This window comes from Sphingobacterium deserti, assembly GCF_000757725.1.
Lineage (GTDB): Bacteria > Bacteroidota > Bacteroidia > Sphingobacteriales > Sphingobacteriaceae > Sphingobacterium > Sphingobacterium deserti.
On the sequence record NZ_JJMU01000037.1, the window covers coordinates 12,712 to 29,373 of the forward strand.

Here is a 16,662-nt window from a genome sequence, read left to right on the forward strand (position 1 = left end):
TTAGCGTGTGAAATTTACTCACCTCACAATGCTATAAGCAGCGTCCAATATGATGCAACGCGTGGACTATATTATGAAGTCTTTGTCTTCTACCTAGTTCCACGACTAGATTTCTGCAATGCCAAGAACCGTCAATAGATTTTGTCATTAAAAACAGAATATTTATGGACACTAAAAATGTGAACACTTTCGGAATCCACTTTATTATCCGAAGTTCCAAAAATCAGAAAAGTAAACTGGCATCAGTTTATGCAAGGATATTAGCCAACGGTTGGCGTGCGGAGATATCCCTTAAAAGAAAAGTATCTCCGGATCAGTGGAGCGATTTAAAAGGCCGTGCGAAGGGGAGAGTGAAGAAGTAGTAAAGCTTGATACCCATATTGACCGTATGCGGACCTTGATAGCAGAAGCCTATCACAGACTAATTGAAAAAGGTAAGGTCGTTACTGTTGAAGCTATTAAAAATTCCATTGCTGGTAAGGATGATAGTCTGATGAGTCTGTGTAGCCTAATGGAATACCACAATAGCGAATGTGCCGACGGTTTAGCTAAAGGTACTATGAAAAACTATTATACAACGCAGAAGTATGTTAAGAGCTTTCTCAAAAGCTGCTATAACGGAGATATAGCACTTTCCGAGCTAACTTATAAATTCATTATCGATTTCGAACGCTATTTGCAGCGCTTTCAACCGATTGATCATCACAAAAAACTGGCGGACAATGGCGTAATGAAACACATCGAACGTCTGCGTAAAATGGTAAATATGGCCGTGACAATGGACTGGCTCACGAAAGATCCCTTTGCAAAGTTTCGGAAGCATTTTGATAAGGTGGAACGCAATAGCCTCACCAAAGAGCAGCTATGCATATTGGAAAACAAGTGCTTTAGGATTGAACGGCTTGCACAGGTCTTGGATATGTTCCTTTTCAGCTGTTACACGGGGTTGGCGTATATAGATATGGCGGAACTCACGCTGGACTCTATACGTACTGGCATAGATGGTGATCTGTGGATATATACCAATAGGATAAAGACCGATACCAGTGTTCGCATTCCGCTGCTGCCAAAAGCAAAAGCTTTGATGGAAAAGTATCGGAATGATCCGCGTGCTATTAGCAATGGAACGGTATTTCCTCTTATTTCCAATCAGCGTATGAACGGTTATCTAAAGGAGATAGCTGAAATCTGTGCAATAGATACCGATCTTACTTTTCATATTGCGAGGCATACTTTCGCGACCACTATTACCTTAAGCAATGGCGTGCCTATAGAATCTGTAAGCAAGATGTTAGGGCATACAAGTATACGGACAACACAGATTTACGCCAAGGTTGTCTAAAAGAAATTGAGTGAAGATATGAGTCGACTCGCCGAAAAATTAAAATAGAATATTGTTTCTATAGGTTGTATTTTTCAATTTAGAGTATTATGCGTAAAACGCCTGTCTAATATATTTGAAAGTAAATGAAACTCATTAAATAAGTGAAATACATTAAACTTATTGTAATGTTGACAAAGTCTAATAATATTGACTGATTTAATAAATCACGTTTTTTTATGACTTAGGAGGTCTTTAATAGTATACCAACATCTTTCGTTACACATTTTTTTTGAATTATAGGCTTCGACAGGCATCAGTAAGATATTGGTAAAAGGGGTGTGTTAAAAACTTATTTATTGAAAATAATATGCTTTTGCTAATGTCCTTGAAATAAATTTTTATATTTGGTTTGATTATATTTCCACAATGCTATCTTAGTAACTAAAGAAAGATGTACTTGTTAGATCAATAAAGTTTAGCATTACAGAAATCAAATTGTTAACCTCCTATAAATGCTTGAAAGAATTTCGCTAAAAAACTTCAGATGCTTTGATGACCATGAAGTTGAATTTAAAGGTTTATCTGTAATAGTTGGTAAGAATAATGCAGGGAAGTCTACATTGATCGAGGCATTAAGGCTAGTATCGCTCGCTATTGGTAAATTTCGTACGTCGAATTTTTCCCCAGTGCCTAATTGGTTAGATTTAGAAGCGGGATGGAGGGGGATAAAGCCATCAGTCAAAAATTTAGATCTAAATATTAGTAATATTTTCCACCAGTACTCTGAAGCTCCGGCAATAATTACAGCCTATTTCGATAATAAGATAGTATGCAATGTCTATATAGGAGACTCTTTAGAGTTATTTTGTACTTTAATAGATCAAGATGGTAAATATGTTAACAACAAGAAGGTAGCGAATGACATTACATTCCAAACTGTTAGTATACTCCCTCATCTTTCTACGCTAGAGAAAGACGAAAAAGTGCTAATGCAAGATTATGTTAGGCAGAATCTTGCCACAAATTTATCTTCTAGACATTTCCGCAATCAAATTAGTCTATTTCCGCAATATTTTGATCAATTTAAGAATTTAGCAGAAGGCAGTTGGCCTGGAGTTAAATTATTTCCCATATTAGAGGATGATCTAAATCGCGAGATAGTTTTGTCATTAATGGTGCAAGATTATAATTTTGTTTCGGAAGTCGGTTGGTTAGGATCAGGTCTGCAAATGTGGTTACAAATTATGTGGTTTCTTTCACGTGTCGATAGATTAGGCATAGTAATTCTTGACGAACCAGATGTATATATGCATCCCGATTTACAGCGAAAATTAATTCGATTATTAAAATCCTCATATTCACAAGTTATCGTAGCAACTCACTCGATCGAAATCATATCTGAGGTCGAACCAGAAAATATTATTGTTATTGATAAAAAGTTGCCTAAATCTTTATTTGCAAATGATAAGCCGTTTGTACAAAATATCTTAAATTCAATAGGAAGCATACATAACTTGGAACTGACGAGGTTATGGTCGTCAAAGCGTCTACTAATATTAGAAGGAAATGATTTAGACTTGCTAAGTCCTATTTATAATAAACTTTTCCCGATTTCAAACGAACCAATTGATACAATTCCAAAGTTTGACATTGGTGGCTGGGGAGGTTGGGCATACGCTAGGGGCAGTAACATGCTCTTGAAAAGTAATATCGATCGTGGAATACAAGTATATTGTATTTTCGATTCTGATTATCATACTAAAAGTGATATTGAATTACGTTACGAAGAGTCTTCGAAAGCAGGTATCAATTTGCATATTTGGAGTCGAAAAGAGATAGAAAACTATTTAGTAGTTCCTACGTTAATTCATAGATATATCAAAAAAAACAGTAGAGGAAAAAAAATCACTTTATCAAACGTTGATATTGAAGATAAAATTAACGAAATTGTGGGTGAGATGAAGGATAATTTGATAAACTCTCTAGCAGACGAGATTCATAAATCTAATAGAGGCTATAGCATTTCTAAATGCAGGCAGTTGGCTATAGAATCAATTATCAGTCCCGTCGTTCATAGAGTGAGCGGAAAAGAACTTATTTCTCGTATAAGCACTTGGTGTCAGAAAGAGTTCAATGTGTGTATAAGTCCTAAGAGGTTAGCTTTAGAATTACATATAAATGAAATTGCTGAAGAGGTGAGGATTGTAATAAATGCCATTGAGAATAGTATGCCTTTTAAAAGGTGAGTATGGCAATATTCTTAAGACATGATCTTTTATGTCTTCTTCTGTAATCAAGCATCTTTGCTATAATTATCGAAGTTTGATTATAATGTTATTCGATTTTTTAATCGAATTGCAGCAAAATTGATACGTTAAGCGAAAACTGTCAATTGGTTATGACACACTTACACGTTAGTTCGTCAAAATCGTAAAAACAATTACAAATAATTAGGATGACTAAATAACGTTGCTGAGATTAAGATTAATTTATTGCTATATTATTTCATTTAAAACGGAATTTTCTTTCAGAGCTAAAGGTTCATCAATGACATGATGTTGCTAATTGCTTTTGCGAAGAGCACGTTCTAAATAATCATTCTTTTCCCTTTCCGCTTCCAATAATCTTTCATATAGTTTCTTATTTTCCTCGTATGCTTCAACTAATTTATCTAAAGGATTGAACGTACAATTAGATGCGCTAAATGTGCCGTTGCTATTACTAAAGCTGTTGTCGTTAAATGTGTTGAAATAATTGATCACCCTTTCTTCGTCGAAATTTTCGATAGCTTCGGAAGTCACTCCCAAAATCTTTGCAACCTGTTCCAGTACACTTTTTTCGATGGTTTCCCTGTTCTCCATTGCTGAAACAGCCTGTTGACTCATGCCCATTTCTGTTGCCAAGGTTTCCTGCTTCATACCTCTAAGCTCGCGGATACGGCTGATCTTGCGTCCGATGTGATTTGGTTTTGTAGCTGCGTTCATAGACCAAATATAACAAATCTTACATATTTATTTAAAGTGAACGTCGTGTAAAATACAAATAGCTGTTTGTTTAAGTTCAGTAGGCAGGTTCGGTACCGAGCTGTTTCATGCTTTATTTGCTGATGCCAAAATAGATAAATGATGAAAAAGAAAAAACGAAAAACTGTCTTGGTCGACCGATACGAAAGATACGAGGATATAGGCGAAATGTTTTCAACGAGCTGCCGTAACATGGAGTTATCCGTTCCAAGTAACCTGCGGATGATATGTGCAATACTTGATGTTAATGTTGAAACCATCCTCTACGACTACAAGTGGATCGTCTGCTGCACGTTTACAGGAGAAGCCACCAGGAAACAGCGAAGGGCGGCACAAGCGTTTTTCATCGCTAGGGGGTATGGGCAGAAAAGTTATTCAAAGAAGCAGATCAAGCAAATGTTCGGCGAACTGGAGAATGAGCTTAAGATCTTTAAAACTACCGATAAGATGTCGGATGAAGAGCTGGGACTTTTTTGGAAGAATAATCACATGTACGGGGAATATTGGTTCAAGCGGTGGTTCAATGTGAATACACGTAAGGATGATATCGGCGTTCTCCAAAAATACTGATCCGCAAGCTTGATAGCAGTCGCTGAATTAAAGCCACACAGGAAAAATGCTATTTGCATTTATATATATATACGCTAGGCGCGAGGTAAACTTACGGATTGTTCCCCAACGTCTTTAAATGCTTTTTTAACCATAAATCCATACTATTATGCACCACGTAGAATTTGAAGATTGTTATATCACTATGTTGAAAGAAGAAGAGATCCTAAATCCTTTTCTCGTTCTGCATGAACTCTTCGCTGGGATTCCCAATGCGGAACTTTTGAGTGATGAGCTCTATGAGCTTTTTACCATTGGCGTTAGAAGTGGCGCGTGGCTCAAATATGAATCGCCACTAGTCCTGTACCGGAAATATAAAAAACTGGTACGGCTGATCGAGGCGGGATGGCTACTGGCGAAGATCAGACCGGCCGGTAGCATGCACGGAAAATTTCTCATTCCCTACGCTGAGACACGAGCACATATTCCTGTCAGCGTACCGCCGGATAAAAGTATCGATCCAAAAGGCGGTTCCTATAAAATTTTACTGGAGTTATACGTTAACGGAACGATGGATCTTTCGATCTGTACACTACATGAATTGCTTTTTTATGGACTTCAGCCCACATGTACAAGATTCTCCCTAAACTTTGAAAGTTATCATGTCGTTACAGTTCAGAATGTAAGCCTGCTCATTGGCGCGCTGTATGAGATTTATTTGCTCGAAAAGGGGATGACGCTTAGCAGCGTTGATCTACAGGTCCTGTCCGTGGAACAAGAGTCTTTCAGAGATAGGTTAAATATGTATAATTACCACGTTGACATTACCTACGTATTCCATCACTCGCCCAAGAAAGATCTGCTGGAAGCCATCACCATTTCAAAACACATCCTTGGATCGAACGGCTTCTGGAGATTGCATGTCAACCCTGCAAACATGCTGCACTATTACCATGACTTCATGTTTCTGTTGGATTATTTTAGCGAGTATTATCAGGAAGCCGTTGAGGCAGGTGTTAATATCAGTACCAATTGGAAATATCCATCCAATAAGCATACGAACAAGATCAGGGACACTTACAAATGGCGCAAAAGACCGTGGAAGTACTTTGAGGAGAAGTTCAAGGAAAGAAGCGTTGCCGAGTGGCGAAAACATTTGGATGATTGTCTGGAAGATGTACTGGGCAACAAATCCATATACACCTCATTCGACAAAGACTACGGTTCTCTTTTCGACTTTCTTGCCATGCTTGTTGAGTTTGTCGATGTAAGGCAATACGAACCTAAACTGTAGCAAAGAAATGGGTGTATATGCCCACATCCGCGGTCATCTCAAAATATCAAAGATATGGAAACAAACATTTCTAACGAACTCATGGACGCTTCGCAACTAGCAAAACGTTTGGTTGCATCGTTATTGATAGAGCAGATCTATTTTAGCAAAATTCAAATACAGGGCGCCCAAGTACCTGAACTTATCATTCTTCTTCCCAGTAGCAATACCCAGCACTTGACCGAAGCGCGGGCGCTGATCGGAACAATTCTGTCTTCACAACGCTCGTTTCGATACCGCACCTTTTATTTTCACGAGGTGAAGGAGGGACTAAAACGGGGAAGCATTGTCTTTTTTTCGATCTGCCAGCCGGAGCAGTTGATCTACATTAGGCCCGACAGCAACGTTCCGCTATTCAATAACAAGGTCACTTTTGAGAAGGTGTACAGCAGGGCGAAGGTGGAACAGGAAAAGGAAAATAAAAAGATCAGCTCGTTCCGTCAGGGCATGAATTTCTATTATGGAAGGGGTGACAATGAACTTTGTGCCCTGATGCTTCATCAGGTATTTGAACTATGTTACCGTCTTGCCGAGATCAACCTTATCGGGAAGGAAAAAATATCGCATTCCCTGCGCACCCACCACAAGTTCCTGTTCGATTTTATACCGGAACTCCATACTATATTTGATGCGCACAGTGAGCGCGAAATGACGCAGCTTGAAAACCTGAACGAGGCTTATATCCGCGCACGTTATGAAAACAGCTATGAGATTGCCCGTTCGGATCTGATCGAGCTGATGGGTAAATCAGTGCAGCTGGAGAGAATGATCAAAACTTACTCCGCTCTCGTGCATGCACAGTTTGAAGAGCGGTTCGCTAAGGAAGAATTTCAGATCGAAACAGAACACACCTCCATATCTCCAGCTGCTGAACCTAAAAGCAAATCCGAGCCTATCCCTGCCGGAAAGAAGTTAAGTTTCTTGCAGGTGGCCGTGGCGAGAATAACAGCTGCCGTGGATACCCATAGTATCTATCAGCTCTGTAGATCAAGGCTTACTGCAGATTTGGAGCTACCTTTTGCGGATGAACATGCAGGAAAGAATAGTTCTCATTATTATTTACTGGTAATCACTCATAAAGAGGTGGAAGGTTCCATCTATGGTCTGCAGAATGAGATAAACGATGCCAGCAAGATGGGGGATAGGTTAGTGCTGTTGTTCCATACTTTTAAGGCTGTGGAGAAATCAATCCGTGAGGGCGAGCCATTCTTTATCCAAAGACTGGTGAGGGCGGTCATCCTGTTTATGGCTCGTGATGCAAGTGAGATTCAAGTGATAGAACAAGCGGAGGATATGGACGGTTCATATTTAGTTAGAAAGAACGCAAGATGGACCAAGCGTCTTGTTAAAATAACAGCGCTGAAGCTTCAGGTCCAAAGGATGGATGATGAAGCAGCAATCTGTTCATATGTTTTCAGTTTGCTATGCGAGCAGGTGTGCCTATCTTTCATTGAAGTGCTTTTGGATTATAGACCTACCCATAACGGCCTTATGCATCTACTCGATATCTGCAGTCTTACTGATGCCAATGTTTATGCTTTCTTTCCAAACACCACTGAGCAGGACAACAGGCTATTTAAAGAGCTTTCAAATGGCCTGTCAAATTTCAGGTTTCGTCTAGCTAGTGAAATTAGCGCGGAAGAGGCCAAAATCATTCGTGAACGTGTGGAAAGATTTGCGAGTTTTGTCCTTGGGGAAATCAGTAGTTACTTAAAAGAGAACCCGCCCGTCTTCCCTCTTTCCTGCGAGTTGGGGTATCTCTGATTAGCGGGCAAATATCCCTAATGCTTTCAGGTTTAGGTAATGATTTTTATATTTATATCATTGGCTATTTACCTAAACAGGAGTATATGGAAGAAATGTCGTATTTCAGTAAGCGGCCACGATTTGGTAAAGCACATCCCTATGATATCGGAAGACCTCTTTTTTGGTGGAAGGGGCACTATGATATCCACTTTTTAAATAAGCTTTACGAGCGAACAGCATCCGAATTCACAGATTTCTACAATTACTATTTTGAATACTATAAACGCCACAACGATACAGGTGATGAACGTGAGTTTTATGAACATGTTTGTGAAATTGTGGATGATGGCTTAAGGAAACTGTTGGCTAACGATGAGCGAGAATCTAAGGTGCGCCACTATCGTGTTCTAAAAAGTAAAAAGCAGCTGCGGAAATTTATCTCTTTTCTGAAGGTTATTGATAAGTGGAATGAGGGGGGCAGCAAAGATGAGATTATTGCCAAGCAGGAAAGTGAATTATTAGATCTTGTGAAAAAGGTTGCGGAGCTTAAGAAGGAACTAAAGTTAATTAAGCAGCGCGATACGGAAGATTATATCAATATCCCCACAGGTCATTTGCTCACGGTTGCTGATCTCATGATTAAGATGCAGCAGCAGAAGACCGCTGATAACAAAGAGCTGGTTTTTTCGATCCATTCAAGTGTTTGGGTTAAAATGCTCTGCCGTTATTTCCGACATGACGACGAACCCATCAGTGCAGAAACATTACGACGATATTTTCCTGCCAACAGGCACGATATGGGTAGTAAGTATGCCGAAGTGCCGACAAAATATAAGCTGTTCGATATTGTGCCTGCAAAAAAAAGAAGTTAGTCCTAACTAGCCCTTACCCTGTAAAACCGTATCAAAATTGACCAACCCTTTTCTGATGATCATCTTGGAAAAGTTCTATCAAGTTCCTTTGTAATCAAATGGTGGCGAAATACATCAACGTGTTCACGCCAATGATTTATTTTTTATTACATCTAACAAAGGAGTGTCAATGAACGTGGAACTTATCACAAGGGGAGACCTTGAACAACTAAAGCAAGAACTGATAGAGGAGATCAGAAGGAGCAATCCTCATCCAAGAAAGCAAGGTAACGAACCAAAGGTCTACCTAAAAAGTTATGAGGTTCGAAAGCTGCTAGGTATCTCTGCCGGAACTTTGCAGAATCTCCGTGTTAACGGTACGTTGCCTTTTAAAAAGATTGGAGGACTGATGTATTACCGTTATGAAGATATCCAAAATTTGATGGAGGGTGACCGATGAGATCGTTAAGAAATTTGTGTTTAGCTTCTAAGAATTTGGAACTCAAAAATCTTAGGGAATGCCAGCTGAATAGCTTATCAGCAAAGCGTCCGCTTGTGCTGACGGTGTTAAGGAGCAAGTTTATTTTTTTGCAATGCAAAAAATCATTTTCCCACGCTGACAGGCGTGGGAAAATAGAGTTGCTCCCGGTGGTCGCTTCTTGTAAAACTGAAAAATCTGGTTATGAAGATGAGGGCGAAAGAACCGAATACGGAACAAGTAAGGGAGAAGAGGGGGCGTCCGAAGAAAGCTATTACCCGTAGCATTTCGCTCGTGGTAAGAATTACGCCTACCGAACGGATGTTGATCGAGGGGAAGGCTAAAAATGCCGGGTTGCGAGTAAGCGACTGGTTTCGTCAATCGGCAAAAGTTGCAGTGATTAGACCACGGCTTTCAAAAGAGGAAGCTAATTTTCTAAGGATGATGTCGGGGATGGCTAATAACCTTAACCAGCTTACCAAACTTGCGCATACGAGCGGGCTATTTTCGTTTTCTGTCGATCTGCGTAGATTGCTGAGGGAAATAGGAAACCTTATGGAAAAGATAGGTGAGGATGATAGCTAAAGTGATCGTAGGTAAGAGTTTTGGAGGTTGTGTTCGTTATCTATTGGAGAGAGAGCAATCTGCGATTATTGACTCAACGGAAGTAAGGGATTACGACATCAAAGCGATCATAGCGGATCTTAATGCACAGCGTAAGATGCGACCACAACTCGGTAACGCGGTCGGACATACTGTAATTAGTTGGAGTAATGAGGATCGTAACAGATTATCGGTACAAAAAATGACGGCACACGCACGAGAGTATATGGAGAAGATGGGCCTCAAGAATACACAGTACATTACAGTGTTACATACCGATAAAAAGCATCCGCATTTGCACATTGTTTACAATAGGGTTGATAACAATGGCGATACGTTGGACAATTTTAATCAGTGGCACAAAAGCCAAAAGATATGTCGACAGATGACCGAAAAATATTGTTACCACTTCGGTAGAGGGAAGATAGACGTGAATAGGAAATCATTGATTGGAAAGGATAAACTGCGCTATGCAGTGCATGATGCACTGGAATTAGTTATGGAGAAAGCCATCACACTAAAGCATATGGAAATGATGTTGAAACGGCAGGGTATCGGCATGCATTATAAGTTTCGTAGTGGAACAAATGAGGTACAGGGTGTTTCTTTTGAGAAGGATGGGGTTAAATTCAAGGGATCAGCAATCGACCGCAAGTATAGTTATAGTGGTATTCAAAAACAGCTACAAGAAAACCAAAAGTTGGACAGAGGCGAGCTTTTAAATTCCGTAGATTCTCGTCCGCTTGCAGCCCAGATTCGCGATGTGCTTGCTAGTCCAATGGCTGTGTCTAATCCCGTCGGACAACTAGGTAAAACATTGCTTGGTTTTTTCTCGCAGCCGATCGATATAGTACCTGAACCGGAAAACCTAACCGACGCTGAAAAACGGCGACGAAAACGAAAACAGAATGAAGCAAAGTCCAAGGTAATTGGCAGATAAAAAAACTTTATGAAAGAACAAGAGTTATATGATCTTCTAAAAGATCAGCAAGATATATTGGTGAATATAAATCAGCGCCTCGATCAGATCGATAAAGCGGGCGCGGAGCAGAATAATATTTCCGGGAAGCTTGACAGTATTGGAAAGGTACTAGGAGATTTGCAAAATGATCTGGCAGTTGTAGATGTGAAAGAAGTTTTACAAAGACAGGTTGCTTCAGGAAGTAACCTCCTTACCGTAATCCGTGAACAAAATACGATGCAAGATAAGTTGATAAAGGAGATGCCAAAAAAAATAAAGGTTAGTGTTGAACATAATCTTACTGGGAAACAGCGTCCATATGCTTTGGCCGGGATTAGTCTACTACTTATTGCATTATTTTCTTTATTTTCCAGTATACTGCTTTGGCAAGCGAACGATCGGCTTGAGGATAGTGATATTAAGATTCGATTTGTGCGACTTCTTCATCCCAAATTATGGATAGATACTGATTCGGTTTATCGCGATAATCCCGAAGAAATTCAAAAATGGGTAGAGCATGAAGAGGAAAGATTGATTGCAATTCAAAAGGCGGAAGAAGTCGTTAAAAAATCAAGTGAAGAAGCATTACGTGCGGAAACTCGCCTAGAAGGTTTAAAGAAACATAAACATAAGATTAAAATAAAATAGGCAATTAATTGGTGTAAATATTTAGAAATAAGGTTTTTATACTGTTTTGAAAATTCGAGATGAAAATAATCATTTTTAGAACCTTCTATTATATCTGACGATCTTCGACAGCTCAAAAATCTTGTGTTCAACAAATCAATTAACGACTACAGTGCTCTTTAAAAATATTTGGTATGCATTATAAAGTATATTCAGAACTTTTGTTAATTATTAAAAAAAGAGCTATTTTTATAATGGTTAATCGATATATTTTGGCTTATAATATTGGGGGTGTCAACTTGAAAATTTTGATGAAACTTAGCAGGAACTTTTTGATTTAGTGTATTCTATTTTTATTTCCAAATTTAGCTCTATTTTTGTCTGGAATCACAAACTGAAAACGAAATTTGTAGCTTGCATAAGCTGTTTTGGGCATGCAATTGCGCTGCGATAGACTAACAGTCAATTCGGAATAGGACTAAGTAATTCGTTCTTATTACGGAAAACCGTAAGAGAATGCTAAAGCTTTATGTATCTTGGATTACGAAAAACCATAAACATTTGCGGTTTATTAGATTTGCTGTTTAAGTACTTCAAAATCTGGTAATTTTATTTTTATTATATAAAATAAGTAACTATTATATTTCATGGCAAAAAACACTTACATTGATTTATTCGCTGGCTGTGGTGGGCTTTCTCTAGGTTTTTATAACTCTAAAGAGTGGGAGGCTAGTTTTGCTATTGAAAAAAGCCCTGATGCCTTCGAAACCCTTAAATATAATTTAATAGAACGCCATGAACATTTTAATTGGCCATCATGGTTGCCATTGGTTAATCACGATATAAACGACATCATTAAAAAATATGATGCAAATTTACGATCGCTTAGAGGGCAAATCGATCTTGTTGCCGGAGGGCCGCCTTGTCAAGGTTTCTCTACAGCCGGAAGACGTATTGAAAATGATAAGAGAAATATGTTGATAGAGTCTTATGTGAATTTTATCCGATTAGTGCAACCAAAACTAATATTTTTTGAAAATGTTAAAGGTTTTACGCAAAAGTTCGATAAAAATAAAGTAAAAGGTCGCGTTTATTCTGAGTATGTAAAGAGTTCACTCTCCCGTGTAATGAAGAAGGAGAACTTCCCAGGGTATGAGGTGCATGGTAAGTTGATTGACTTCTCTGATTTTGGAGTTCCCCAAAAACGAACTCGGTTCATATTGGTCGGTATCCGGAAAGATCTCGACCTAACTTATACTTCTAAAGATTTCTTCGATCTCTTAATCTCAAACAAAACGGCATTTGCGGAATCCAAAGGAATAAGTGTTAGTACTACTCTTGAAGATGCTATTTCTGATTTATTAAGAATTCAAGAAACGGCTTGTCCAGACTCTATAGGTTTCAGATCTGGTCTGTACAATAACATATCTTCCGACTTTCAAAGATTATTGAGACACGGTTGTTTTGACAAAGTTCCTGATAGTCATCGGTTTGCTAGACATAGTGATGAAACCGTAAAAAAATTCCAATATCTATTAAAATTCGCTGAAAGAGGTAAATCTCTTTCCAAAGAAATAAAGGAGAGGTACGATCTTAAAAAGAGAACTATAATACCTTTGGCAGGCAATCAACCAACACCGACGATTACAACTCTGCCGGATGATTACATTCATTATAGCGAGCCAAGAATCTTTACCGTCAGAGAATATGCACGAATACAATCATTTAACGACTGGTATAAATTTAAAAGTAAGTATACAACTGGAGGAAAACGAAGAACCAAAGAGGTTCCGCGATATTCACAAATAGGCAATGCAATCCCACCACTTTTTGGAGAGCAAGCTGGAGTAATTTTAAATATAATGATTAGAGATAATGCAAAAAAATCTTCAGTTTAAAATTAGTGCTGCTTTAAAAAATATTATTGGAAGCGATTTAATTAGCGATGATCACATTGCAATTTTTGAATTGGTGAAAAATTCGTATGACGCACATGCTACCAAAGTTGAAGTCCTTTTTTACGAAATGAAAACTCCAAATGCCAAAATTATTGTGAAAGACAATGGCAAGGGAATGGACTACGATGATTTGGTGAAGAAATGGCTATTTGTCGCCTACTCAGCTAAAAAAGAAGGTACCGAGGAAGAAAGTTACGATTATCGAAATAAAATAAAAGTTAAAAGAGCCTACGCCGGTGCTAAAGGTATTGGAAGGTTCTCATGCGATAGACTAGGAAGAAATCTTTATCTGGAAACCATTAAAGATGAGCAGGATGCTAAAGTTGAGGTTCTTTATACTGATTGGGATAAGTTCGAAGGGAATATTAGAGACGAATTCATAGATATTAATGTTATACATGAAACAATAGAAAAGAGTAGTTATGGTGTTTCGAACGGTACCGTTTTGGAGATCACAAATTTAAAAAGCGATTGGGATAGAGGAAAATTTTTGGAACTTAAAGCTGCGTTAGCGAAATTAATAAATCCGAATACCCGCATAGCCGAAGATAACTTTGAAATCTCGTTAGTCGTTCCAGAAGAGCTAGAGAAAGATAGCGGAGAAGTCCTATACGTAAACAGAGTTAACGGGCTAATAGAAAATTTAATTTTTGATACGCTTGAATTGAAAACTACTAAAATAACTTCAGTAGTATCTAATAAAGAGTGTAATGAAATAAAGACTTCGCTGGTCGAAGGCGGTAAAATGGTTTACAGCATCGTAGAAGAAAATCCTTTTAGTAATCTAGAAAATGTAGAATTAGAAATATACTATCTTAATCGCTCGGCTAAAGTAAATTTTTCGAGAAGGATGGGGCTTCAGCCGGTGGAATATGGACATGTTTTTATCTATAAAAATGGTGTAAGGATTTATCCTTACGGAGATCGATATGAGGATCCACTTAAAATGGATAATCGTAAAACCCAAGGAAGGACCCGCTATTTGGGGACCCGAGAAGTTATCGGCTATATATCGATCAGCGATCCGAACGAACAATTAAGAGAAACAACTAGCCGAGGTGATGGCTTGCTTAAGACTAGAGAATATTTTCAACTAATTGATTGGTTTTATCAAAATTTAAAAAGAGTTGAGAGGTATATAATTGATATTGTAGATTGGGGGAATTTTTTATCAAATGATGACTTTATTAATTTTAACAAATCTTTTACTAAAGGCGAAGGCGAAGATATTGAATCTAAAGATGTTAACGAAAATATTCTCAAACTCGTAGAATCAATATCTTCCGGCAAAAACATCAAAAGTGTTGAGCTAGCTCCGGATATTTTGGAAATCCTTAGTCAAAAGAGTGAGAATTCCGTGCAAAAGTCGCTTGTTGATATAACCCAAGCAATTGAAAGTGGTGATTTCGATAAGAATGAAATCTTAGATAGAGTTCATAAAGCCGGATTAAAAGTTGAACAACTTAAAAAATCAAAAGACGAAGCAGAAAGTGAACTCCTAGATAAGCTTATAGAAAATGAGGTTATTTCAGAACAGCTCGAAGAGCAGGTTAAGCGTGGGCTATGGCAAGGGGCAATCATTGGGACTGATAAAGAAAGGATTATTGGATTACAGCATCAAATTTTTCATTCTTCCGGAAGAATAAATAGAAATATCAAGCTTCTTTTACGAGAATTAGACGTAACTGTTCTAAGTGACGAAATTAAAAAGAAAATTGCGGTGATATCTCTAGAATCTGCAAAAATAAGCTCAATTGCGAACTTCATTACAAAAGCTAATTTTAATCTTAAGGCCACTGAGATAAAAAGCGATATTATTGAATTTATTTTAGGCTATCTAAACGAAATCTATATTTCTGAAGGTAAAATCATAGATTCGAACTTATTGATCAACATTGATAGCGATGGAGGGAAATTAGTTATGAACTTTGTACCTCTTGAAGTTACGACACTGATTGACGTGTTTATTTCAAATGCGGAGAAGTTGAAAGCAAAAACAATAAGCTTTATTCTTAAAAAAATTGGGGGTAGATTGTTAATGACTATTCATGACGACAATCCCCAACCTATTCCAAAAGAAAAATTTTCGGAGGTGTTCGAGTTTGGGTACACCACAACGAACGGAAGTGGAATTGGATTATCTCAAGCACGAGATATTGTTCAAAATTTAAAAGGGGAGATTGGTGTAGACGAATCAGAGATAGGTAAGGGTACAACATTTAAAATCACAATCTAAATTATGAAACTTGAATACAAAATACTATGGCTCGATGACAAAATGGATGTCATTATCGAAGGTGAGTACCAACGAGACATGGAGCGCCATCTTGTCGATGAAGGTTTTACACCACACATAACAATCGTTAAGACAGAAGCAGATTTTTTCGATCATTTAAATGATTCCTATGATCTGATAATGACTGACTATCATTTAAATGAGACAGATGCAGCGGCTAGAGATGGTGATAAAATAATAGGTGAAGTGCGAGCGAGGTCTATTTTAACTGAAATAATGTTTTACTCAGCACAGGGAGAAGTTACAGATACTGTTAAAATGGACCGAATTACGTTCGTAGATACTAGAAAAATAGTTGGAGGAGACCATTATGAAAAGCTGACTCTCAAAGCAATTGAACTTATAGACCTGACTATTCGAAAATTCCAACACATTGTATCGATGAGAGGTATGATTATGAACGAAACCAGTTCTTTAGACATTCAGATGATAGATATTATATCGATGGCAATGTCTAACGAAAATATTAAAAATGAAGTGCTCTCTGATGGTATTTTTGATGAAATTAACGACCATTTGGCGTCTAAAACAAAATTCATTGAAAGCTGTAAAAAGGCTAACAACTTTCACAAGCTTACCAAAGATAACTACCTGTTTAGTTCTGATTTTAAAATAAGAACCCTATCAAACCTTTTGCAATTTATAGGTGTAGAAAATTTCTCTCAGTCTTATAAAGACGAAATAATAGCGATTCGGAACAAGTTTGCTCACGCTGTGCTCCTGCAGGATGAGGAAACAGGGCGGGAATACTTCAAACACGGTGATACAGGTCTAACTTTTGATGAAGAACTGTGTAAAAAAATAAGAAAAGACATTATGAGGTATAAAAAAAATTTTGTTGATTTAATACCACATGTTAAATCCGATTCGTAGCGTCTTTTGTAAGACCTCAAAAGAGATATGACTCATTACC

At 37.9% G+C, this 16,662-nt stretch carries 15 protein-coding genes; 14 read left to right on the top strand and 1 reads right to left on the bottom strand.

The features are described from left to right. Positions 1-164: 164 nt before the first annotated feature. The 3 genes from DI53_RS20625 (at position 165) to DI53_RS11770 (ending at position 3,570) form a co-directional block, all read left to right on the top strand. Positions 165-362, top strand: a complete 198-nt coding sequence (locus tag DI53_RS20625) for an Arm DNA-binding domain-containing protein (protein WP_241462410.1) — start codon at positions 165-167, stop codon at positions 360-362. 26 nt (positions 363-388) lie between these two features. Then, positions 389-1,342, top strand: coding sequence for a site-specific integrase (locus DI53_RS11765; RefSeq protein ID WP_241462411.1), 954 nt, complete (start codon positions 389-391; stop codon positions 1,340-1,342). Between the two features lie 494 nt (positions 1,343-1,836). Further along, on the top strand, positions 1,837-3,570 hold the full coding sequence (locus tag DI53_RS11770; RefSeq protein ID WP_037499559.1) for an ATP-dependent nuclease: 1,734 nt from the start codon (positions 1,837-1,839) through the stop codon (positions 3,568-3,570). Between the two features lie 315 nt (positions 3,571-3,885). On the opposite strand, the gene DI53_RS11775 is transcribed toward DI53_RS11770, so the two are convergent. Further along, the gene (locus tag DI53_RS11775; RefSeq protein ID WP_037499561.1) at positions 3,886-4,308 is read right to left on the bottom strand and encodes a helix-turn-helix domain-containing protein; all 423 of its coding nucleotides are present in this window, start codon (positions 4,306-4,308) and stop codon (positions 3,886-3,888) included. A gap of 138 nt (positions 4,309-4,446) precedes the next feature. Between DI53_RS11775 and DI53_RS11780 the strand changes: the two genes are divergently transcribed. From DI53_RS11780 to DI53_RS11830, 11 genes are all read left to right on the top strand, one after another. Continuing rightward, positions 4,447-4,917 (top strand): hypothetical protein, encoded by a 471-nt coding sequence (locus DI53_RS11780; RefSeq protein WP_037499564.1) that lies wholly within the window; start codon positions 4,447-4,449, stop codon positions 4,915-4,917. Between the two features lie 148 nt (positions 4,918-5,065). Continuing rightward, positions 5,066-6,190: a hypothetical protein gene (locus tag DI53_RS11785; protein ID WP_131555246.1), complete on the top strand. Its 1,125-nt coding sequence runs from the start codon at positions 5,066-5,068 to the stop codon at positions 6,188-6,190. Between the two features lie 54 nt (positions 6,191-6,244). Beyond that, entirely contained in the window at positions 6,245-7,993 is a 1,749-nt protein-coding gene (locus DI53_RS11790; RefSeq protein WP_081939441.1) for a HEPN domain-containing protein, read from the top strand. A gap of 86 nt (positions 7,994-8,079) precedes the next feature. Further along, entirely contained in the window at positions 8,080-8,847 is a 768-nt protein-coding gene (locus DI53_RS11795) for a hypothetical protein (RefSeq protein ID WP_131555248.1), read from the top strand. A gap of 169 nt (positions 8,848-9,016) precedes the next feature. Further along, complete coding sequence (locus DI53_RS11800) at positions 9,017-9,286, top strand: helix-turn-helix domain-containing protein (RefSeq protein ID WP_037499577.1); 270 nt, start codon at positions 9,017-9,019, stop codon at positions 9,284-9,286. Between the two features lie 222 nt (positions 9,287-9,508). After that, on the top strand, positions 9,509-9,889 hold the full coding sequence (locus tag DI53_RS11805) for a plasmid mobilization protein (RefSeq protein WP_037499580.1): 381 nt from the start codon (positions 9,509-9,511) through the stop codon (positions 9,887-9,889). After that, positions 9,879-10,847 carry a relaxase/mobilization nuclease domain-containing protein gene (locus tag DI53_RS11810; RefSeq protein WP_037499583.1) on the top strand — a complete coding sequence of 323 codons (969 nt, stop codon included), beginning with the start codon at positions 9,879-9,881 and terminating at the stop codon, positions 10,845-10,847. The genes DI53_RS11805 and DI53_RS11810 overlap by 11 nt, the downstream gene beginning before the upstream one ends. Before the next feature lie 9 nt (positions 10,848-10,856). Further along, the gene (locus tag DI53_RS11815; RefSeq protein WP_037499586.1) at positions 10,857-11,516 is read left to right on the top strand and encodes a hypothetical protein; all 660 of its coding nucleotides are present in this window, start codon (positions 10,857-10,859) and stop codon (positions 11,514-11,516) included. Positions 11,517-12,142: 626 nt separating this feature from the next. After that, positions 12,143-13,393: a DNA cytosine methyltransferase gene (locus tag DI53_RS11820; protein WP_037499590.1), complete on the top strand. Its 1,251-nt coding sequence runs from the start codon at positions 12,143-12,145 to the stop codon at positions 13,391-13,393. Beyond that, on the top strand, positions 13,371-15,689 hold the full coding sequence (locus tag DI53_RS11825; RefSeq protein ID WP_037499593.1) for a sensor histidine kinase: 2,319 nt from the start codon (positions 13,371-13,373) through the stop codon (positions 15,687-15,689). The genes DI53_RS11820 and DI53_RS11825 overlap by 23 nt, the downstream gene beginning before the upstream one ends. Before the next feature lie 3 nt (positions 15,690-15,692). Beyond that, the gene (locus DI53_RS11830; RefSeq protein ID WP_037499596.1) at positions 15,693-16,622 is read left to right on the top strand and encodes a DNA-binding transcriptional response regulator; all 930 of its coding nucleotides are present in this window, start codon (positions 15,693-15,695) and stop codon (positions 16,620-16,622) included. The last annotated feature ends 40 nt before the right edge of the window (positions 16,623-16,662 follow it).